Here is a 20,320-nt window from a genome sequence, read left to right on the forward strand (position 1 = left end):
GAGAGCACACCGCAGCCAGGCAAAGCCTTCGCAGACCGTCAGCCACGAACTCTCGCAGGACGACGGTGGGGAAGTGGCCCGCTACTTCAGCGATGACGGCGCCGACCGGCTGCGCAGCGTCGTGTTCGCTGCCGCCGTCTCGCCATTCCTGATGCAGACCAGTAAGCGCTGCTAGCGTCCGATCACGTTCGCCGACTTCACGCTCGACGAGATTGAGAGCGCACCGGCCACACTCTGCGTCAGGTGGGGTGGCGGTGGACCCGCAGTCGTGTTGCTGCATGGACATCCCCGCACGCACACGACTTGGCACGCCGTCGCGCCATTGCTCGCGAGGTCGCACACCGTCGTCGCACCCGTCCTGCGCGGCTACGGCCGCTCGACGCTGCCACCTGATCAACCCGATCATGCGCAGTCGTCCAAGCGTGCGATGGCCGCAGACGTCGCGGCTCTGATGACGAAGCTGGGACACGAGAATTCGCCGTTGTCGGACACACCCCAGAGGAAACGCAGAGCAAGGAAAGGAAGCGGATCTCGGGCGGCTCACGTCATCCTGGGTCGGTGAGCTTTGCGAGCGGGTCGTCAGTCGCACCCCCGGCCGGGTTGGCCGCCCTGGTGGTCGAGGACGAGCCGGACCTCGCCGACGTCCTGACGCGCGTGCTCACGTTGGAAGGCTGGTCGACCCGCACGGCCCGGGACGGCATCAGCGCGATCTCCGCGGCGCGGTCTCGACCGCCGGACCTCGTCGTGCTCGACGTGATGCTGCCGGACATGAGCGGACTGGACGTGCTGCGGCACTTGCGGCAGGCGAATCCGAAGGTGTGTGTGCTGTTCTTGACCGCCCGCGACGCGCTGGAGGACCGGATCGCCGGGATCACCGCCGGCGGCGACGACTACGTCACGAAGCCGTTCGCGATGGAGGAGCTGCTGGCTCGGCTGCGCGGTTTGGTCCGGCGCGCCGGGCTCGCGGCCGATGCCCCCGAGCCAGGTCTGGTGGTCGGCGATCTGGCGATGGACGAGGACGCGCGGGAGGTCACCCGGGCCGGTGAACCGGTCGACCTGACGGTGACGGAGTTCGAACTGCTGCGGTTCCTCATGCGCAACCCGCGCCGCGCGTTGTCGAAGGCACAGATCCTCGACCGGGTGTGGAGCTATGACTTCGGCGGTGACGCGCATGTGGTGGAGCTTTATATCTCCTATCTACGGCGCAAGATCGATCGCGGCCGCGAACCGATGATCCACACCGTTCGCGGCATCGGCTACATCCTCAAACCGGCGCTGTCGGCGGCGTCGCCGGGGGAGCCCGGGCCGTGAAGCTGGGTCGGCCTCGCGCGCCGCGCACGCTGCGCGGGCGTCTGGTCGCGTTGCTCGGTGTTCTCCTGACGATCGGGTTCGCCGCTGCCGCGCTGATCACGGTCTTGGTGGTGCGGCATGTGCTCATCGACCGTCTCGACTCGCAGTTGCAGGCGGCGGGCGACCGGTTCTCGGTGAGCCTGGAGCACGACGACCACGACGCCGACAACGGTCCGAGCCGCTACGGCGGCGTCGAGGGGCAGCTTGCTGGCACGCTCGGCGCCCGACTGCTCGACGGCACGGTCACCGAGGCGGCCATCGTCGGCGATCACGACACCTCCGACCAGGTGCCAGAGTCGGCAAAGGCTCGGCTACGGACGCTCACCGCGGACATGACCCCGCGCTCGATAGACCTGCCGGGCCTGGGCACATACCGCGTCATCGTCGCTCGAGGTCATGACAACGATCTTCAGGTGACCGGGCTGCCGGCCGAGCCGGTCGAGAACACCATCGACAAGCTCGTCCTCATCGAGATCGCGGTGTTCGCCGGGACACTGCTCCTCGTGGCGCTCGCCGCCACGGGACTCGTGCGCTTGATGCTGCGGCCGCTCGCGCGCGTGGCGGACACCGCAAGCGAGGTCTCGGCCCTGCCCTTGGGCTCCGGCGGGGTCTCCCTGCCCCATCGGGTTTCGACCGGGACCCACGGCAGCGAGGTCGACACGCTGAGCCGGGCTTTCAACACGATGCTCGAGCAGGTCGAGGCGGCCCTGCGCACGCGCGCCGCGAGCGAGGATCAGTTGCGCCGGTTCATCGCTGACGCCAGCCACGAGCTGCGCACGCCGGTCGCGGTCGTGCGCAGCCATGCCGAGCTGGCGCAGCGCGCCGGCGCGGCTGCCGACGGCGCCGGATCGATCCTTCCGGACGAGGTCGTGCACTCCCTGGAGAGAATCACCGCGCAGGCCGGCCGCATGGGCCGACTGGTCGAAGACCTGCTGCTGCTCGCCCGCCTCGACTCCGGCCGCCCGCTCGCCCACGGCGACGTCGACATCGTCCGAGTCGTTCTGGACGCTGTGGACGACGTGCGGCCCACAGCCGCCGAACACCGGTGGCGTCTGCGCCTGCCGCCGCACTCGGTGTGGGTCGACGGCGACGCCCACGCGCTTGGGCAGGCGGTTGCCAACCTGCTGGCTAACGCCGCAGCGCACACGCCGCCGGGCACGACCGTGACCGTGACCGTCGAGCTGGATGGCCTGGACAGCGCCGCAGAAACAGCTCGGCGCGTGCTCCTCGCCGTCGCCGACGACGGGCCGGGAATGAGCGAGGAGCTGGCCGCTCGGGCGTTCGACCGCTTCGTCCGCGGCGACCACGCCCGCGGCCTCAGCCGCGGCAGCAGCGGGTTGGGGCTGCCGATCGTGTCCGCAATCGTCGCGGCGCACAACGGCAGGATCACGCTCGACTCGACGCCGGCCGGCACGACTCTCCGCGTGACGCTGCCCGTGAGCGACAGTCCCGACGCGGCAGGGGCGGAGAACGACGCCGCGGATTTCCATGAGCGCTCCACAGGACGGTGAGAGAAACCCGAGAGGTTGCGTTGCGACGCTGATGTCCATCGCACCCGAGGAGATTCGTCCGCCGATGTCCGCGACCGTCAGCCAACCGCGTGCCCCGCGTGCCCTGCGTCCGCAGGACGCGCCGACGCCGACCCGCCCCGGCGCGCGGATCTCGCCGAACACAGCCCTGGCGGTCATCGCGACCGGCGGCCTCGCCGTGCTCGGCCTGTGGTGGCAGGACACCACCTTCGTGAACGGCCTGGGCGACTGGCTGACCAACGCCGGGCGCATCACCGGCCTGGCCGCCGGCTACACGATCCTCGTCGTCCTCGCCCTGATGGCCCGGGTGCCGGCGCTCGACCGCGGCGTCGGCTCCGACCGGCTCGCCCGCTGGCACGCCGCCGCCGGTCGCTACGCCGTCAGCCTCGCCGTCGCCCACACCCTGCTGATCATCTGGGGATACGCGGTCACGGCGCGCACCAGCGTGATCGCAGAGACCGGCGCCGTCGTGCTCAGCTATCCCGACGTGCTCATGGCCACCGTGGCGCTAGGGCTGTTTCTGCTTGTCGGCATCAGTTCGGCGCGCGCCGCCCGCAAACGCCTGCGGTACGAGACCTGGCACCTGGTGCACCTGTACACCTACCTGGCGATCGGCCTCGCGTTCAGCCACCAGTTCGCCACCGGGGCCGACTTCACCGACACCCGCGTCCAGGTGCTCTGGGCCGGGTTCTACCTCGTCGTCGGCGGCCTGCTCGTCTGGTACCGCGCCGTCACGCCGCTGGTCAACCTCGCCCGACACACACTGCGCGTGGTCGCCGTCGTCCCACACGGGCCGGACGTGCTGTCAGTGGTCGTCGCGGGACGCAATCTCGCCCGCCTCGGCGCGCAGCCGGGCCAGTTCTTTCGGTGGCGCTTCCTCACCCGGGATCTCTGGCCCGCGGCCAACCCCTACTCGCTGTCCGCGGCGCCGCGTGGCGACCAGATGCGGATCACCGTCAAGAACGCAGGCGCCCACAGCGACGCGCTGGCGCGGCTTCGGCCCGGCGCCCGAGTGCTCGCCGAAGGCCCCTACGGCGCGTTCACCGGCGACGCCGCCCAGCGGTCCCTTGCGGGCCGGCGCAGCGGCAAGGTGCTGCTCATCGGCGTTGGAATCGGCATCACGCCGATCCGCGCGCTACTCGAGACCATCCCCGCCGCGCCGGGCGGCATCACGCTGCTCTACCGCGCCCGGCACAGCGGCAACCTCGTGCTCCGCGAGGAGATCGAGCACGTCGCCGCCGCCCGCGGCGCCCGGGTCCACTACCTGCTGGGGTCGCGGCACGAGGGCAGCGGCCACCTGACGCCCGCGCAGCTCCTGCGGCTCGTCCCGGACCTCGCCGAGCACGAGGTGTATCTCTGCGGTCCGGACGAGCTCATCGGCCGGCTCGCCCGCGACCTGCGCAAAGCGGGAGTGTCCCGCGCCGCCATCCACTTCGAGTCCTTCACCTTCTGACCACCAGGTCGGCCATAACGAAAGCCATGTGATGAAACGCCTCGTCCTCTCGATCACCGGCACCATCGCCGGGCTGATCGCCCTGCTGTCGTTCAAGACCGAGACGCAGCCGACCGCCATCACCGGCGCGCTGCCCGCCGCTGGCCTCGGCGGCCAGAGCAGCAGCACAAGCACCACGACGAACGGCGCTTCGTCCCCGTCCAGCGAAGCGACCACCGGGAGCACTGGGAGCACCGCGAACGCGGCCAAGGCCTACCTCGGCTCCGCGATCACCACCCGGTACGGCGTCATCCAGGTCAAGGTCACCGTGCGGGCCAAGAAGATCACCAACGTCAGCTTCGCCCAGCTCACCGCCGATGACGGCCGTTCGGCGCAGATCAACTCCGACGCCGCGCCGCAGCTGCTGCAAGAGACGCTCAGCGCGCAGTCCGCGAACGTCGACACGATTTCCGGCGCCAGCTACACCAGCGACGGCTACCGCCAGTCCCTGCAGTCCGCCCTCGACAAGGCCGGCATCTGATGTCGCCAAGCTCGCCTGCCGACATCCATGTGACGGCGCCTCGATCGGCCCCCGGCCCGCTGCGGCACGTCGAGCAATGCATGGGCACGGCGTTCTCATTCCACCTCGCCGCCCCAGGCGTTACCCGCCACGACCTGCAGCCCGTGCTGTCCTGGCTGCACGACATGGACGCGCTCTTCTCCACCTACCGCCCAGAAAGCCAGATCAGCCGCATCAACGCCGGGCAGTTGTGCGAGGCCGACGCCGACGACGTGGTGCGCCACGTCCTCGCCGCCTGCGAGCAGCACCGCGCCGACACCGACGGCTACTTCGACGCCCGCGCCGACGGATACCAACTGGACCCGTCCGGCTACGTGAAGGGCTGGGCCATCCAGACAGCCTCCGACATGCTCACCGCCGCAGGCTCGGCCAACCACTGCGTCAACGGCGGCGGCGACGTCGTCTGCGTCGGCCGTCCGGCGCCGGACCGCCCTTGGCGAATCGGCGTCGCCGACCCGCACCATCGGGACACCATCGTGCGGACGGTGAGCGCCGCCGGCCCGATCGCCGTCGCCACCTCGGGACTCGCCGAACGCGGCGCGCACATCCTCGACCCGCACACCGGGCGGCCGGCCGTCGAACTCGCCTCCGTCACCGTGGCCGCACGCGACCTCGTCACCGCCGATGTCTGCGCCACCGCAGCCGCCGCAATGGGCGCTGAACGTGCGCAGGCTTGGCTGCGCGGCCGGCAGGGGTTGCTGTGCACGCTGATCACCGCCGACGGCGTCGTGATCGACTTCCCGGCCCGCGCAGTTTCCCCATGACATCCGTCGGGCTCACGAGCCCGGGTTGGGCAGGTGTTTCGGGAGCGAGCCGGTGGGCGGGCCGCGCCCGCCGCGCTCGCCCCGCCGACGAGCGCGCCGACGAAGGCGCCGGGCAACGTCACCAGTCCGACCGTGCGGGTCTGGTCCAAGGCAGGGACGAGCGCCTCAAACGCCGCGCCGGGCTATGTCGCGCACTGCCTGCCGCGAAGTCGCGCCCAACGCGAGCCACGCCTCGATCTCGTCTCGTCGACGCGCAAGGCCTTCGGCCAGCCGTCGACCGGTCAGGATCGCCGCAGTCATGGTCTCGCCGATAACGATCCCGGATACCGCGACCAGGTCCGCGAGCACGGCCGCGGCCGCTGCGGGCGCGGCGAACACGCCACGCAGAGCTGCGGCGACCATCGTCAACTGGACCGCGGCCTCGCGCTGGCCCATACGACCATCCGCCACTGTGGGATCTGGGCAATGGCCAACGTCGTGACGGCCACGCCGACGAGCAGCGCGAGGCCGACGCCCGGGCGCGTCCATGCGGCGACCGGCACGCAATTGATACTGCTTAGGTTGTAGTATTACGGATCGGGCCAGCCGGCCTAACTTGGTCAGCATCGAACGGTCGCGTCGGGCGCGCGGAGATCGTCGGCCGGCCGCTGGACGTCTGACCGGGTCGCCGAGACGGCGGCGACGAGCACAATGATCAGCGCAGACGCCACGGCGGTGACCACGCCGTCGCCGAAGCCGAGCCCGGAGCCGAGCGAGTGCGGCTTGCCGAGCCAATCCGCGATCGACGCGCCCAGGGGGCGCGTGAGGACATAGGCGAGCCAGAACGCGAGCACGCTGTTCATTTCGAAGCGAGTCCAGCCGAGCGCCGGGAGGAGCATCACCACGCCGAACAGGACCGCGGACGCGCCGAAGCCGAGGCCGAGTTCGGTGGCGGTGAAATCTCCGGCTGCGGTGCCCAGGGCAAAGGTCGCGAGCACCGTCGACCAGTAGAACAGTTCCCGGCGCGTGGTCGTGATCGAGTGGATCGACAACGTGCCCTCGCTGCGTCGCCAGCGCCAGAACAGGACGGTGACCACGCATCCCCAGAACAGCGTCGAGACCACGTAGGGCACGCCCACGCCGACGTGCAGCGCGTCGGCGAGCATGGTGCCGAAAACCGCGACCATGGCGACCGCGAGCCAATAGGCGGCGGCAACATACCTGCGGGTACGCAACTGGATCGCTAGAGCAAGGCCCAGGCCGCCGGCGCCGACAACGCCAGCGAGGGCCAGGTTCACCCCGCCGAGCCAGTCCGACGCGGCCTCGCCCATCCCGGTCGTGAGCAACTTGATCACCCAGAACAGCACGGTGACCGCAGGAACCTTTGCGGCGAGCGGCGTCGATGGGAGATGTCGGAGTGTCGGCATGTGGCGGGCTCGGCCCTTCTGATCGGAGCGACGATCCCGCAGAACCTACTATGTCGTTTGTAGTAAGTGGTTTCCGCGATGGCAGGGGCTCAGCACGCGATCAGCTCCGCCGCTCGACCACCACCTCCCCCCGGAGCTGGTCATCGCCTACGGCCCGCCGAGTGGTACGTCGGTCCGCCTGCTGCCGCGTGCCCGAGCGGCACGGCTCGGAAATCATGCCTGCCTCCGGGCGGATGCCCATGCGTATCGCGGCGAGCGGTGAGACATGACCGCATGCCTCGGACACAGCCCGCCGGCTGCGGACCGCGGGGCCATCTCCACGATGTTCGCCAATGTGCCGGTGAGCTTGTGGCTCGCGGTGGTCACCCGGGTTGTTTGTCGACCGACGCGGCGTAGATCTGCTCGATCGAAGCCGCCAGCTGAGCGCTGAACTGCTCGTCGCTCTGGTCGTCGCGCAGGCCCTCGAGCAGCGCCCGGGAGAAGCTCGCGATCATGCTGGCGTCCTTGCCCAGCTTCGCGCAGGCCTCGTCTCGGTCGTACCCGCCGGACAGCGCGAGCACCTGCAGCACGCGCGGATCGGCCTTGAGGTCGGCATAGAGATCTGGCTGCGTCGGGATCGTCAGCTTCAGCATGATCACCGCGTCCTCGCTGAGCGCGCCGACCGACGTGACCAGCGCGTCGTGCAACAGGCGCTCGGCCTCGACCTTGTGTGGGCTGTCGATGCTGACTTCCGGTTCGAGAATGGGGACCAGGCCGGCGGCGGAGATGTGCGCGCCGTACTCGAACTGCTGGTCGACGATGGCCGCCACGCCCTGCGCGTCGGCGTCCTTGATCACCGATCGCATCTTCGTGCCGAAGATCCGGTGCCGATTCGCCCGTTCGAGCAGATCGTCCAGCGCGTCGATCGGCTTCATCAGCTGCACGCCGTGCTTCTCCTCGGCCAGACCCTTGTCGACCTTGAGGATCGGCACGACCTGCCTGTCCTCCCAGAGGAATTGCCCGGTCGGCACGCCGTGCACGTCGCGATCCATCGTCTGCTCGAACAAGATCGCGGCGAGCACTCGCGATCCGTCGAAGGACGGGTCGGTGACGACCCGAGCGCGCATCGCGTGGACGAGGTCGAACATCTCCTCGTCCGTGCTGTAGCGGTCCTCGGCGACGCCGTATTCGGCCAACGCCTTCGGGGTGCTGCCGCCGCTCTGGTCGAGGGCCGCGAAGAATCCCCGGCCAGCGCGGATCTTCGCCAGCTGCGTCGTGTTCATGACGTCATCGTGCCCTCATCCAGCGCGGATGACTCGCAGCTCGGCTGAGCCGGCCCAGCCGGCCCAGCCGGCCCTCGAGTGAGGGCGCAGCCGATAGCGCCGACCGAGCGAGGACAGTGATCAACCATGCGCACCGGCATCGCCGTCCTGCTCGCGGTGGCGTCCGCCCTTGCCTTCGCCGTCGCGAGCGTGGGACAGCAGCGTGCTGCCGCCCGGACGTCGGATCAGGACGCCCGGGACGGCCGGTTTTTCCTCCAGCTGCTGCGGGATCCGAAGTGGCTCGCCGCGACCGGCGGCAACGCCGTCGGCTACGTGCTGCAGGGCGCCGCCCTTGGCGTCGGGTCGGTGGTTGTCGTGCAGCCGATCCTGGTGACCGCACTGCTGTTCGCGCTGCCGCTGAGCGCCCGCCTTAGCCACGAGCGGGTGCCCGCGAACGTCGTGCTGTCCGGGCTGCTGCTGACCGCGTCGCTGTCGGTGTTCGAGGTGCTGGGCAACACCAGCAAGGGCGTGAGCCACGGCGGCTACCAAGGCTGGCTGATCGTCGCGGCTATCGGGGTCCCGATCGTGGCCGGCTGCCTGATCCTCGCCCGAGCGCGGCATGGCGCGGTGCGCGCCGCCATGCTCGCCATCGCCGTCGGACTGCTCGGCGGCGTGCTCGCGGTGCTGACCAAGAGCGTCGTCGACGCCGGCGCCGGCGGCCTCGGGCAACTAGTCGGCGCCGGCGAGACCTACGGGCTGATCGTGGTCGGCGTGGCAGGCATCTACCTTCAGCAGCTCGCGTTCCAGGCCGGCGCGCTGCGCACCTCGTTGCCGATCATGACCGTCCTGGAGCCGCTCGTCGCCGCCGTGCTGGGCCTGACGCTGCTGCACGAGCATGTGCAATCGGGTGGGCTTCGGCTCTCGGCGGTGCTGCTCTCGGCGGCGCTCGCAACGGCTGCCACTGTCGCGCTCGCACGGGCGCAGGCCGGCGCGCCGACCTCCTGAGCCGGGCGTTGGGCGTTTTCGATCGCGCTCGGCGGCGGTCAGCATTCAGGTAGTCGTCAGGTGGGCGTACGCCGCGGCGAGAACCGAGGCGTCCGTAGGACAGCGGGCTGCGTTCGAGGGACCGTAACGCGGGTTGACGGCCCGAGTACGTCGGTTTTGGTGCCCGGGCCACGCGCGGCATGTCGACGGAACTGTCGGACGTGGCTGGGAGTCTGCGGGCAGGTCGAGCGGCTTGCGGGAACGGTTGACGGGCCCGCCAAGCTCGGGATATTATCGTACACATGTTCGAGAACGTGGATGGGGACGCGGGGGTGACGCTGCTGTCCGGGCTGGTCTCGAGGCTCGCGGATCTGGATCAGCGCGTCCAGGACGGGGTGCGGATCGACCGGATCCGCCTGTTGGAGCAGCTGAAGGCGGCGGCCGCCGCGGCGCAGGCCCGGGAGAGCTCGGCGTTCGCGGACTCCCAACGCGCCGCCCAACTGGCGGACGGGGTGCCCGCCGCCCGGGCGTCGCGGGGGGTCGCCGCGCAGGTGGCGTTGGCGCGGCGGGTCTCGCCGTACCGCGCGCAGCGCGAGCTCGGCTGGGCGCGGATCCTCACCGCCGAGCTGCCCGCCACCTTCGCCGCGCTGCAGGCCGGGCAGACCACCGAGTGGCGGGCGATGATCATCGCGCGGGAGACCGGCTGGCTGTCCCGCGAGCACCGCGCCCAACTCGACGCCCAGCTCGCCCCCGACCTGCCCCGGCTGGGCGACCGGCGGGTCGAGGCCGAGGCGAAGAAGCTCGCCTACCGGCTCGACCCACACGGCTACGTGGACCGGCTGCGCACGGTCGCGGACGAGCGGCGGGTCACCCTGCGCCCCGCCCCGGACACGATGACCCGGTTGACCACGCTGCTGCCCGTCAAACAAGGGGTCGCCGCCTACGCCTCGCTGACCCGCGCCGCCGACACCCTCATCGGCCAAGGCGATCCCCGCACCCGCGGACAGGTCATGGCCGACACCCTCGTCGAACGCGTCACCGGCCAAACCACCGCCGACACCGTGCCCGTCGAGATCAACCTCATCATCACCGACCAAACCCTCTTCGGCGACGGCGAACACCCAGGCGAACGCCCGCGCACCGACTCCGCCGGGCGCGGCCCGGCGGCCGGGGCGGACGAGCCGGGCGTGCTGATCGGCCACGGACCGATCCCCGCCCCGATCGCCCGCGACCTCGCCCTCGACCCGGAGGGCGCCCCCCGCTGGATCCGCCGCCTCTACACCGCGCCCGACAGCGGCCAACTGATCGCGATGGAATCCCGGCGACGGCTGTTCACCACAGCCCAGCAACTGTTCGTGCGGCTCCGCGACCACGGCAACTGCCGCACCCCCTGGTGCGACGCGCCGATCAGGCACACCGACCACATCCACCCCGCCGAACACGGCGGACCGACCAGCATCCACAACGGCCAAGGCGCCTGCGCCGCCTGCAACTACGCCAAACAAGCCCCCGGCTGGACCGCACGCACCAGCCCCGCCGGCGCCGGCGACCAAGTCACCATCACCACCCCCACCGGCCACCAATACCAAAGCCACCCACCAGACCCACCCGGCACGGCCAACCAGCGAAGACCCACCGAGGTCGATAGCCACAATGTGCGCCACACCGACGGCGACGGCGACGGCGAAGTCGCCGCCGGCCAAGCAGCCTGAGCCGCGCCGCGCCGCGCCGCGCCGGGTTGGCGCCGGCTCTCCCGCGCCAGCTTGAGCCACGTGGCGCGGTTGTGGGAGGGTGACGGGCGACGGCAGTGAAGGAAGTCCGGTGCGAATCCGGCGCGGTCCCGCCACTGTCACCGGGGAGCGAACCTCGACATGCCACGGCCACCCGGCTGGAAGGCGAGGCTAGCGTCGATCCGGGAGCCAGGATACTTCGGCCGTCGGCAAGTCCAGCACATCCAGGGGCGCGGAAACCCGACGGAGGACGTTCGTGAGCACCAATTCGCCACCACCCGATTTTCCGAGCGCCGGCATACAGCGACGCGCCGGCTGAATGCCCGCCCGTCTGGCCGTGCCCGCGGGCTTGGCCATCGGCTGTGCTCTTGACGCGCTGTTCGGCGACCCGTCCCGTCGGCACCCGGTCGCGCTGTTCGGCCGCGCCGCCGGCGCGCTCGAACGGCGTCTCTACGCCGACGACCGCCGATCGGGCGCGGTGTTCGCGGCAGCCGCGGTCGTGCCGCTGACCGCCGCCGCGTTTGTCGTCGACCGGGCTGCAACCCGCCGGCCGGTGGTGCGCGCCGGGCTGGTCGCCGCCGCCACCTGGGCCGCGCTTGGCGGCTGTAGCCTGCGCCGCGCCGGGGCCGCGATCGAAAGCCGCGTCCGCGCCGGCGACCTCGTCGGCGCGCGACAGCTCATCCCGACGCTGTGCGGGCGTGACCCGCAGTCGCTCGACCTCGACGGCGTCACCCGGGCCGCCGTCGAGTCCCTTGCCGAGAACACCTCCGACGCCGTGGTCGGCCCGCTCGTGTGGGGTGCGCTGGCCGGCCTGCCCGGCGTCGTCGGTTATCGCGCCGTCAACACTCTCGACGCCATGGTCGGGCACCGTACCCCGAGGTATGCACGGTTCGGGACTGCGAGCGCTCGGCTGGACGACTTCGCCAACCTCGCGCCGGCACGGTTGACCGGCGCAATCACCCTCGCCGCCGCGCCAGCCGTGGGCGGGGACGCCGCCGCCGGCTGGCGCGCTTGGCGAGCCGACGCGCCGCGCCACCCCAGCCCGAACGCGGGCGTCTGCGAGGCGACCGCGGCCGGCGTGCTCGACCTACAACTGGGCGGCCCGACCGTCTACGCCGGGCGGACCGAGCTGCGCCCCGTGCTCGGCTCCGGGCGTCGGCCCGGCGTCGGCGACATCGCCCGGGCCGCCCGGCTGTCCCGCGCGGTCCAACTCGGCGCGCTCGCGGTGTGCGCAACGGCGGCCGCGCTGCTGCCGGACGGGGCAGGCGCGTGAAGGGCGCGCTGCTCGTCGCCGGCGCGAGCTCAGACGCCGGCAAGAGCCTGCTGACCGCCGGCATCTGCCGACACCTCGCCGACCGCGGCGTCTCGGTCGCGCCGTTCAAGGCGCAGAACATGTCGAACAACTCCGCGGTCACCGCCGAGGGCGCGGAGATCGGCCGCGCGCAGGCGCTGCAGGCCCGCGCCTGCCGCATCGAGCCCACCGCGGACATGAACCCGGTGCTGCTCAAACCCGGCGGCGATCGGCACAGTCACGTCGTCCTGCGCGGCCGCCCGCACGCCGAGGCCAGCGCGCTCGGCTACCGCACGCTGAAGACGACGCTGCGCCAGGCCGTGCTCGACAGCTTCGACCGGCTGCGCGCCAGCTACGACGTCGTCGTCTGCGAGGGCGCCGGCAGCCCCGCCGAGATCAACCTGCGGGACACCGACGTCGCCAACATGTGGCTCGCCGACCAGCGTGACCTGCCGACGATCGTGGTCGGCGACATCGACCGGGGCGGGTTGTTCGCCGCCCTGCACGGCACGCTGGCGCTGCTGGACGAGCGCGACCAGTCGCTGATCGCCGGCTTCGTCGTCAACAAGTTCCGTGGCGACGACCGGCTGCTCGCGCCCGGCCTGCGAATGATCACCGAGCGCACCGGCCGGCCGGTGCTCGGCGTGCTCCCGTGGCTGCCGAACCTGGTGCTGGACACCGAGGACTCGCTGTCGGTCGCACGGACGGCGACCGGCGGTCCGCCGGTCGGCTCGGACATGCTCCACGTCGCGGCGATCCGGCTGCCGCGCACCTCGAACTCCACCGACCTCGACGCGCTCGGCTGCGAGCCTGGTGTCGTGGTGCAGTGGACGACGTCGCCGGCCGAGGCCGCCGCCGCCGACCTCGTCGTGTTGCCGGGCAGCCGGGCCACCGTGCGCGACCTGAAATGGCTGCGCGAGACGGGGCTCGCGGACGCGATCACCGACCGCGCCCGGGCCGGGCGGCCGGTGCTCGGCGTGTGCGGCGGCCACCAGATGCTCGCCGAGACGATCGTCGACGACGTCGAGTCGCGCGCGGGCACGACGCCCGGCCTCGCGCTGCTGCCCACCACCGTCCGGTTCGCCGCGGACAAGACCGTCCGGCGCTCGTCCGGCGTCGAGTACGGCGCCATCGTCGACACCGCCTACGAGATCCACCACGGCGTCACCGAGGCCATCGGCCCGTGCGAGCCGTTCCTCGACGGCCAGCGCCGCGGCGCGGTATGGGGCACGTCGTGGCACGGCAGCCTCGACTCGAACGACTTCCGACGGGCCTTTCTGCGCGAGGTCGCCGTGGCGGCCGGCCGCGACTTCGTCCCCGCGGCGGACACCGACGTCGCCGCGCTGCGCGAACGGCAGCTCGACCTGCTCGGCCGCGCTGTCGGCGAGCACCTCGACACCGCCGCGCTGGACGCGCTGATCGAAGGCGGCGCGCCGCCCGGTTTGCCGACGCTGTTCTCGACGCTCACGACGAAGGCGTTCGCATGATCCTCCTGCTCTCCACGTCCGACACCGACCTGCTCGCCGCGCAGGCGGCCGACGGACCGGTGGCCTATCGCTGCGCGAATCCGACACGCGTCGAGCCTGGCGACGTGTCCGCGCTGCTCGACGGCGTCGAGCTGGCAGTCGTCCGGCTGCTCGGCGGCGAGGCGACCTGGCCCGTCGGGCTGGCAGCGGTCGCCGCGTCCGGCGTGCCGACCGTCGTGCTCGGCGGCGAGGCCGCGCCGGACGCCGACCTGATGGCCCGCTCGACCGTTTCGACCGGGGTTGCGAGCACTGCTCTCGGTTATCTGGTCGAGGGCGGCCCGGCCAACCTGGCGGCGCTGGCCGCGTTCCTGTCCGACACCGTGCTGCGCACCGGGCACGGCTTCGACCAGCCCGTCTCGACGCCGGCGGTCGGCGTGCGCGGCGGCGCCGCACCGCCCGACCCGGACGGCCGGCCCCGCGTCGGCGTCGTCTATTACCGGGCGCACGAGCTGGCTGGGAACACCGCATTCGTCGACGACCTGGCTACGGCGCTCGAGGTCGCCGGCGCGCAGCCGGTGCCGGTGTTCTGCGCGTCGCTGCGCGGGTTGGCCAGCGCTGGCAGCTGGGACGCGCCGTTGCTGCGGCTGCTGCGCGGCTGCGACGCGCTGGTGATCACGGTGCTCGCCGCTGGCGGCGTCACGCCGGCCGACGCGTCCGCAGGTGGCGCCGAGGACGCGTGGAGCATCGGCGCGCTGGCCGACCTCGACATCCCGTTGCTGCAAGGGATCTGCCTGACGAGCAGCCGTGCCGCGTGGGCCGCCGCCGACTCGATGTCACCTATGGACGCGGCGATGCAAGTGGCGATCCCGGAATTCGACGGCCGGATCATCGGCGTCCCGTTCTCCTTCAAGGAGGCCGGCGACGACGGCATCCCGCGCTACGTGGCCGACCCCGAGCGCACCCGCCGGCTGGCCGGCCTGGCGCACGCCCACGCGCGGCTGCGGCACGTGCCCGCAGCGCAGCGGCGGATCGGCATCCTGCTGTCGTCGTATCCGACCAAGCACGCGCGCGTCGGCAACGCCGTGGGGCTGGACACGCCCGCCTCGGCGGTGCGGCTGCTCGCCGCGTTGGCCGACTCCGGCGTCGACGTCGGCGGGCCGCCGCCGCAGGACGGCACCGCGCTGATCCACCAGCTGATCGCGGCCGGCGGCCACGACGTCGAGTGGCTGACCGAGGCGCAGCTCGCCGCGGCGCCGGCGCGGCTGCCGGCTGAGGCCTACGCGCGGCTGTTCGGCGAGCTGCCGGCCGAGCTGCAGGCGGCCATGCGCGAGCACTGGGGCGAGCCGCCCGGCTCGCTCTACGTCGACGGCGGGGTCGGCGGCGGCGACATCGTGCTGGCCGGGCTGCTGCTCGGCAACGTCGCGCTGATGATCCAGCCGCCGCGCGGGTTCGGCGAGAACCCGATCGCGATCTACCACGACCCGCTGTTGCCGCCGAGCCACCACTACCTCGCCGCGTACCGGTGGCTGGCCGACGACTTCGGCGCGGACGCGATCGTGCACCTCGGCAAGCACGGCACGCTGGAATGGCTGCCGGGCAAGGGATTGGGCGCCTCTGCCGGGTGTGCGCCGGACGCGGTGCTCGGCAACCTGCCGCTCGTCTACCCGTTCATCGTCAACGACCCGGGCGAGGGCACCCAGGCCAAGCGGCGCGCGCACGCGGTGGTCGTCGACCACCTCATCCCGCCGATGGCCCGCGCCGACACCTACGGCGAGATGGCCAAGCTCGAGCAGCTGCTCGACGAATACGCCAGCGTCGCCGCGCTCGACCCGGACAAGCTCGCGACAGTGCGCGACCAGATCTGGGAGGTGGTGCAGGAGGCGCAGCTGCACCACGACATGCACGCCGACGCGATGCCCGACGCAGACGAGTTCGACGACTTCGTCCTGCACCTGGACGGCTATCTCTGCGAGATCAAGGACGTGCAGATCCGCGACGGCTTGCACATCCTCGGCGACGCACCGATGGGCGAGGCGCGGGTCAACCTGGTGCTCGCGATCCTGCGCGCCCAGCAGGTGTTCGGCGGCGCGGCGCCGGTCGACGGGCTGCGCGCGACGCTCGCGCGCGGCTTCGGCCTGGACGAAGCGGCGCTGCTCGCCGAGCCGGGCGCCCCCGCGCCACCGAGCGGTCGGCTGCCCGCGCTCGTCGACGGGCCGGCCGCGTCGGCCGCCGACCTCGTCGACCTGCTGGAGACGCTGGCTCGACGGTTGGTGCAGGGCATGGAGGACGAGGGCTGGACGTTGGACGCGGCCTCCGGCGTGCTCGAGCGGACGCTCGAGACGCAGGCGCCTGACGTCGCCGCGGTGCTCGACTTCGCGGTCCGTGAAATTGTGCCGCGCCTTGCCGCCACCACCGATGAGCTCGACCGGACGGTGGGCGCGCTCGAGGGCCGCTTCGTGCCGCCCGGCCCGTCCGGCTCGCCGACTCGCGGTCTGGTGTCGGTGCTGCCGACCGGCCGCAACTTCTACTCCGTCGACCCGAAAGCCATCCCCTCGCGCAACGCCTATGCCGTCGGCGTCGCCCTCGCGGACTCGCTGCTCGCGCGGCACCTCGCCGACCACGGGACGTATCCGGCGTCCGTCGGGCTCACGGTGTGGGGCACGTCGGCGATGCGCACGCAGGGCGACGACATCGCCGAGGTGCTCGCGCTGCTCGGCTGCCGCCCGGTCTGGGACGACGCGTCGCGCCGCGTCACCGGCTTCGAGGTGATCCCGCCGGCCGAGCTGGGCCGTCCGCGGATCGACGTCACGGTGCGCATCTCCGGCTTCTTCCGGGACGCCTTCAGCCACGTCATCGACCTGCTCGACGACGCGGTGGCCGCCGTGGCCGCGCTCGACGAGCCGGCCGAGCAGAACTACCTGCGCCGCCATGTGGAGGCAGATCTCGCCGAGCAAGGCGATTGGCGCCGTGCCACGCTGCGGATCTTCGGCTCCAAGCCGGGGGCCTACGGAGCGGGCCTGCTGCCGCTGATCGACGCGCGCAACTGGCACGACGACGCCGACCTCGCCGAGGTGTTCGCGGTTTGGGGCGGCTACGCCTATGGCCGCGGCCTCGCCGGCGTGCAGGCGCGGCCGGACATGGAACGCAGCTTCGCGCGCATCGCGGTCGCTGCGAAAAACGCGGACACCCGCGAGCACGACATCATGGACTCCGACGACTACTTCCAATATCACGGCGGCATGATCGCAATGGTGCGGCACCTGACCGGCCAGTCGCCGGAGGCCTACATCGGCGATTCGGCGACGCCGTCGGCCGTGAAGACCCGCACGCTCGCCGAGGAGACGCAGCGGGTCTTCCGCTCGCGCGTCGTGAACCCGAAGTGGATCTCGGCGATGCAACGGCACGGCTACAAGGGCGCGTTCGAGCTCGCCGCGACCGTCGACTACCTGTTCGGTTACGACGCCACCGCCGGCGTGGTGCCGGACTGGATGTATGAGAAGCTCGCCAGCGCCTACGTCTTCGACGACGGGGTCCGCGAGTTCATGCAGCAGGCCAATCCGTGGGCGCTGCGCGGCATCACCGAGCGGCTGCTCGAGGCCGCCGAGCGCGGCATGTGGGCCAAGCCCGAGGAGCAGACGCTCGACGGGCTGCGCGCCGCCTACCTCGCCGGCGAGGATGACCTGGAGGGACGCGAATGACCACCCCACGAAATCGCTCCGCACAGAACGCTCCACGATCCCGCGGGGGCCCCGGGTGAGCGGCTACCCGTTCAGCGCCGTCCTCGGGGCGGACGACATGCGCCTCGCGCTGGTCCTCAACGCCGTCTCGCCGCAGATCGGCGGTGTGCTCGTGCGCGGCGAGAAGGGCACCGCCAAGTCCACTGCGGTGCGCGCCCTCGCGGCGCTGCTGCCGCCGATCCGCGCCGTGGTCGGCTGCCGGTTCGGCTGCGACCCGGCCGCGCCCGAGCCGGGCTGCCCCGATGGCCCACACCCGGTCGGCGCCGCCGCCGCCGCATACCGGCCGCGGCTGGTCGAGCTACCGGTCGGCGCGTCGGAGGACCGGCTGATCGGCTCCCTCGACCTGCAACGCGCGCTCTCCGACGGGGTGCGCGCCTTCGAACCCGGGCTGCTCGCCGACGCGCACCGCGGAGTGCTCTACGTCGACGAGGTCAACCTGCTCGCCGACCACCTCGTCGACGTGCTCTTGGACGCCGCCGCAATGGGCCGCAACCACGTCGAGCGGGACGCCGTGTCCGTCACCCATGCGGCGCGCTTCGTGCTGATCGGCTCGATGAACCCGGAGGAGGGCGAGCTGCGCCCGCAGCTGCTCGACCGTTTCGGCCTCGCCGTCGACGTCGCCGCCAGCCGCGATCCGCAAGTCCGCGCCGAGGTGGTCCGCCGCCGGCTCGCCGCCGACGCCGACCCGGACGGGTTCGCCGCGCGCTGGGCCGACGACGAGGCGGCGCTTGCCGGCCAGATTGCCGCCGCCCGCCACCGGCTGACGTCGGTCGTGCTGCCGGACGCGGCGTTGCGGCAGATCGCCGAGGTGTGCGCGGCGTTCGACGTCGACGGCATGCGGGCCGACATCGTCACCGCGCGCACCGCGATAGCGCACGCCGCCTGGTCCGAGCGGGACGAGGTGGACGCCGACGACGTCCGAGCGGCCGCGCTGCTCGCGCTGCCGCACCGACGCCGGCGCGCCCCGTTCGACGAGCAGGGCATGGACACCGAGCTGCTCGACGAGGCGCTCGAGCGTTCCGCCGCGCAGCAATCGTCCGGGCCGTCCGAGCCGTCGGGCGCGTCCGAGCCGTCGGGCCCGGGACAGCCGGAGGACGACGGGCCGGAGGACGACGGGCCGGAGGACGACGGGCCGGGCGGCGGCGCTGCCCCGTCGGACGGCCCGCACCAGGCCGGCGCCAGCGGGTCGAGCGGCGCGCCGCCGCAGCAGAGCCCGCTCAGCCCCGCCGCTGCTCCGGCACGAGCGCTCACCGGCTCGACGGCTCGGCGGTTGGCCTCCGCCCCGGCCGGCCGCCGCGCTCCCGCCCGCACCGGCCGCGGCCGGATCGTCGGCATCCTGCCCCGCGGCGCGACCGACGGGCCGGTCCATCTGCCCGCGACGCTGTTCGCCGCCGCGCTCCGGCAGGCGGACGCCGGCAGCGTCCCGCGCTCGGCCGGCGTCGGGCGTTTGGCAAGTGTGGACGGGTTTAGCGCCTCCGGGGGCTTCAAGGCTTCCGGCAGTCGCGGCGCCCGCACCCGCCCGGTCCGCTTCGCCGTCGAGGACCTGCGCCGAGCCGATCGCCGCGGGCGCGAGGCCAACCTCGTGCTTTTCGTCGTCGACGCCAGCGGCTCCATGGGCGCGCGCAGCCGGATGGCGCAGGTCAAGGGCGCCGTCCTCGGGTTGCTCGTCGACGCCTACCAGCGCCGCGACAAGGTCGCGCTGATCACCTTCCGGGCAACCGGCGCCGAGGTCGTCCTGCCGCCAACCACCTCTGTCGAGTTCGCGCTGCGCCGGCTCGAGGGCATCGCCACCGGCGGCCGCACCCCGCTCGCCGCCGGCCTGACCAAGGCGTTGCAGGTAGTCCGGATCGAGCAGCTGCGCGACCCGTCGCGACGCCCGCTGATCCTGCTGCTCACCGACGGCCGCGCGGACAACCGGGCCGCAGTGCGCGCCGCGCCGGCGCTACGCGGCCACGATCTCGTCGTCGTGGACTGCGAGCAGGGTCCGGTGCGTCTCGGCCTCGCCCGCGGACTCGCCGCCGACCTCGGCGCGCAATGCGTTCCGCTCGGCGACTGCGCGCCTTCCGGACTGAGCGCCGCCTGATGCCGCAGGGCAAACCCGACACCGTCCCCGACGACGGGCTCACCACCCGGCAGCGCCGCAACCGGCCGCTGGTCGTCGTGCACACCGGCGCGATGAAGGGCAAGTCGACGGCCGCGTTCGGGCTGGCGCTGCGCGGCTGGAGCGCCGGGCTGCCCGTCGGCGTCTTCCAATTCGTGAAGTCAGCGAAGTGGCGCGTGGGCGAAGAGGCGGCGTTCGTCGCGCTCGGCCAGTCGTACGAGCGCACTGGCGAGGGCGCGCCGGTGGCCTGGCACAAGATGGGCGAGGGCTGGTCGTGGATTCAGCGGGCCGGGACGGAGCAGGATCACGCCGCCGATGCGCTCGAAGGCTGGCGGCAGATCCAGCGCGATCTCGCCGCCGAGCGGCACGGCGTCTACGTGCTCGACGAGTTCACCTATCCGCTGAAGTGGGGCTGGGTGGACGTCGACGAGGTCGTTGCGACGCTGGCCGCGCGGCCAGGCTTCCAACACGTGATCATCACCGGCCGGGACGCGCCCGCCGCGCTCGTCGAGGCAGCTGACCTCGTCGTCGAGATGACGAAGGTGAAGCACCCGATGGACGCCGGGCAAAAGGGCCAGCGGGGCATCGAATGGTGAGCGCTTCGGACCGCCGACCCCTAGACAGTGGTCAGTTGTGGCCTCAGTGGGCGGTGAAAGGTGACCACTGACCGACGTAACCGACCACTGTCGGGACATTCGAGCGGCAGGAC

Annotated in this window: 15 protein-coding genes, 2 pseudogenes and 1 riboswitch; of the genes and pseudogenes, 14 read left to right on the forward strand and 3 right to left on the reverse strand. The window is 72.2% G+C overall.

All coding sequences use genetic code 11. The annotated features are described in order from the left end of the window. Positions 1 to 64: 64 nt before the first annotated feature. From ACFFBG_RS00130 to ACFFBG_RS00160, 7 genes and pseudogenes are all read left to right on the forward strand, one after another. A pseudogene (locus tag ACFFBG_RS00130) lies at positions 65 to 160 on the forward strand (alpha/beta hydrolase); the annotation flags it as partial. 21 nt (positions 161 to 181) lie between these two features. Continuing rightward, positions 182 to 492, forward strand: a pseudogene (locus ACFFBG_RS00135) (alpha/beta fold hydrolase); the annotation flags it as partial. Between the two features lie 66 nt (positions 493 to 558). After that, the gene (locus ACFFBG_RS00140; RefSeq protein ID WP_375474400.1) at positions 559 to 1,311 is read left to right on the forward strand and encodes a response regulator transcription factor; all 753 of its coding nucleotides are present in this window, start codon (positions 559 to 561) and stop codon (positions 1,309 to 1,311) included. Then, positions 1,308 to 2,861 (forward strand): sensor histidine kinase, encoded by a 1,554-nt coding sequence (locus ACFFBG_RS00145; RefSeq protein ID WP_375474402.1) that lies wholly within the window; start codon positions 1,308 to 1,310, stop codon positions 2,859 to 2,861. Before ACFFBG_RS00140 ends, ACFFBG_RS00145 begins: the two co-directional genes overlap by 4 nt. Positions 2,862 to 2,892: 31 nt before the next feature. Then, positions 2,893 to 4,332 carry a ferric reductase-like transmembrane domain-containing protein gene (locus tag ACFFBG_RS00150; RefSeq protein ID WP_375474404.1) on the forward strand — a complete coding sequence of 480 codons (1,440 nt, stop codon included), beginning with the start codon at positions 2,893 to 2,895 and terminating at the stop codon, positions 4,330 to 4,332. A 31-nt stretch (positions 4,333 to 4,363) separates the two neighbouring features. Further along, on the forward strand, positions 4,364 to 4,852 hold the full coding sequence (locus tag ACFFBG_RS00155; protein WP_375474406.1) for an FMN-binding protein: 489 nt from the start codon (positions 4,364 to 4,366) through the stop codon (positions 4,850 to 4,852). After that, a complete protein-coding gene (locus ACFFBG_RS00160; RefSeq protein WP_375474408.1) occupies positions 4,852 to 5,655 on the forward strand; it encodes an FAD:protein FMN transferase in 804 nt (267 codons plus the stop codon). Before ACFFBG_RS00155 ends, ACFFBG_RS00160 begins: the two co-directional genes overlap by 1 nt. Before the next feature lie 165 nt (positions 5,656 to 5,820). Here ACFFBG_RS00160 and ACFFBG_RS00165 read toward each other — a convergent pair whose 3' ends face one another. From ACFFBG_RS00165 to ACFFBG_RS00175, 3 genes are all read right to left on the reverse strand, one after another. Then, positions 5,821 to 6,090 (reverse strand): ABC transporter permease, encoded by a 270-nt coding sequence (locus ACFFBG_RS00165; protein ID WP_375474410.1) that lies wholly within the window; start codon positions 6,088 to 6,090, stop codon positions 5,821 to 5,823. A 164-nt stretch (positions 6,091 to 6,254) separates the two neighbouring features. Beyond that, entirely contained in the window at positions 6,255 to 7,061 is an 807-nt protein-coding gene (locus tag ACFFBG_RS00170; RefSeq protein WP_375474412.1) for a hypothetical protein, read from the reverse strand. A 362-nt stretch (positions 7,062 to 7,423) separates the two neighbouring features. Next, entirely contained in the window at positions 7,424 to 8,323 is a 900-nt protein-coding gene (locus ACFFBG_RS00175) for a fructose bisphosphate aldolase (RefSeq protein ID WP_375474414.1), read from the reverse strand. Positions 8,324 to 8,449: 126 nt separating this feature from the next. Between ACFFBG_RS00175 and ACFFBG_RS00180 the strand changes: the two genes are divergently transcribed. The 7 genes from ACFFBG_RS00180 (at position 8,450) to cobO (ending at position 20,207) form a co-directional block, all read left to right on the forward strand. Next, positions 8,450 to 9,307, forward strand: a complete 858-nt coding sequence (locus tag ACFFBG_RS00180) for a DMT family transporter (RefSeq protein WP_375474416.1) — start codon at positions 8,450 to 8,452, stop codon at positions 9,305 to 9,307. 281 nt (positions 9,308 to 9,588) lie between these two features. Then, positions 9,589 to 10,998 (forward strand): DUF222 domain-containing protein, encoded by a 1,410-nt coding sequence (locus ACFFBG_RS00185; RefSeq protein ID WP_375474418.1) that lies wholly within the window; start codon positions 9,589 to 9,591, stop codon positions 10,996 to 10,998. A 98-nt stretch (positions 10,999 to 11,096) separates the two neighbouring features. Next, positions 11,097 to 11,216, forward strand: a riboswitch (cobalamin riboswitch). A gap of 119 nt (positions 11,217 to 11,335) precedes the next feature. Further along, positions 11,336 to 12,289, forward strand: a complete 954-nt coding sequence (locus tag ACFFBG_RS00190) for a cobalamin biosynthesis protein (protein WP_375474420.1) — start codon at positions 11,336 to 11,338, stop codon at positions 12,287 to 12,289. Continuing rightward, positions 12,286 to 13,794, forward strand: a complete 1,509-nt coding sequence (locus tag ACFFBG_RS00195) for a cobyric acid synthase (protein WP_375474422.1) — start codon at positions 12,286 to 12,288, stop codon at positions 13,792 to 13,794. The genes ACFFBG_RS00190 and ACFFBG_RS00195 overlap by 4 nt, the downstream gene beginning before the upstream one ends. Continuing rightward, a complete protein-coding gene (gene cobN / locus ACFFBG_RS00200) occupies positions 13,791 to 17,471 on the forward strand; it encodes a cobaltochelatase subunit CobN (protein ID WP_375474424.1) in 3,681 nt (1,226 codons plus the stop codon). Before ACFFBG_RS00195 ends, cobN begins: the two co-directional genes overlap by 4 nt. Beyond that, positions 17,449 to 19,593, forward strand: a complete 2,145-nt coding sequence (locus tag ACFFBG_RS00205; RefSeq protein WP_375474426.1) for a magnesium chelatase subunit D family protein — start codon at positions 17,449 to 17,451, stop codon at positions 19,591 to 19,593. The genes cobN and ACFFBG_RS00205 overlap by 23 nt, the downstream gene beginning before the upstream one ends. Next, complete coding sequence (cobO, locus tag ACFFBG_RS00210; protein ID WP_375474428.1) at positions 19,593 to 20,207, forward strand: cob(I)yrinic acid a,c-diamide adenosyltransferase; 615 nt, start codon at positions 19,593 to 19,595, stop codon at positions 20,205 to 20,207. Before ACFFBG_RS00205 ends, cobO begins: the two co-directional genes overlap by 1 nt. Positions 20,208 to 20,320 lie beyond the last annotated feature (113 nt).

This window comes from uncultured Jatrophihabitans sp. (genome assembly GCF_964251945.1).
In the GTDB taxonomy this organism is placed as follows: Bacteria; Actinomycetota; Actinomycetes; order Mycobacteriales; family Jatrophihabitantaceae; genus Jatrophihabitans.

Coding starts and splice junctions, on each gene's coding strand:
- ACFFBG_RS00150 (WP_375474404.1), top strand. CDS start 2,893: ATGTCCATCGCACCCGAGGAGATTCGTCCGCCGATGTCCGCGACCGTC.
- ACFFBG_RS00155 (WP_375474406.1), top strand. CDS start 4,364: ATGAAACGCCTCGTCCTCTCGATCACCGGCACCATCGCCGGGCTGATC.
- ACFFBG_RS00160 (WP_375474408.1), top strand. CDS start 4,852: ATGTCGCCAAGCTCGCCTGCCGACATCCATGTGACGGCGCCTCGATCG.
- ACFFBG_RS00165 (WP_375474410.1), bottom strand. CDS start 6,090: ATGGGCCAGCGCGAGGCCGCGGTCCAGTTGACGATGGTCGCCGCAGCT.
- ACFFBG_RS00170 (WP_375474412.1), bottom strand. CDS start 7,061: ATGCCGACACTCCGACATCTCCCATCGACGCCGCTCGCCGCAAAGGTT.
- ACFFBG_RS00175 (WP_375474414.1), bottom strand. CDS start 8,323: ATGAACACGACGCAGCTGGCGAAGATCCGCGCTGGCCGGGGATTCTTC.
- ACFFBG_RS00180 (WP_375474416.1), top strand. CDS start 8,450: ATGCGCACCGGCATCGCCGTCCTGCTCGCGGTGGCGTCCGCCCTTGCC.
- ACFFBG_RS00185 (WP_375474418.1), top strand. CDS start 9,589: ATGTTCGAGAACGTGGATGGGGACGCGGGGGTGACGCTGCTGTCCGGG.
- ACFFBG_RS00190 (WP_375474420.1), top strand. CDS start 11,336: ATGCCCGCCCGTCTGGCCGTGCCCGCGGGCTTGGCCATCGGCTGTGCT.
- cobN (WP_375474424.1), top strand. CDS start 13,791: ATGATCCTCCTGCTCTCCACGTCCGACACCGACCTGCTCGCCGCGCAG.
- ACFFBG_RS00205 (WP_375474426.1), top strand. CDS start 17,449: ATGACCTGGAGGGACGCGAATGACCACCCCACGAAATCGCTCCGCACA.
- cobO (WP_375474428.1), top strand. CDS start 19,593: ATGCCGCAGGGCAAACCCGACACCGTCCCCGACGACGGGCTCACCACC.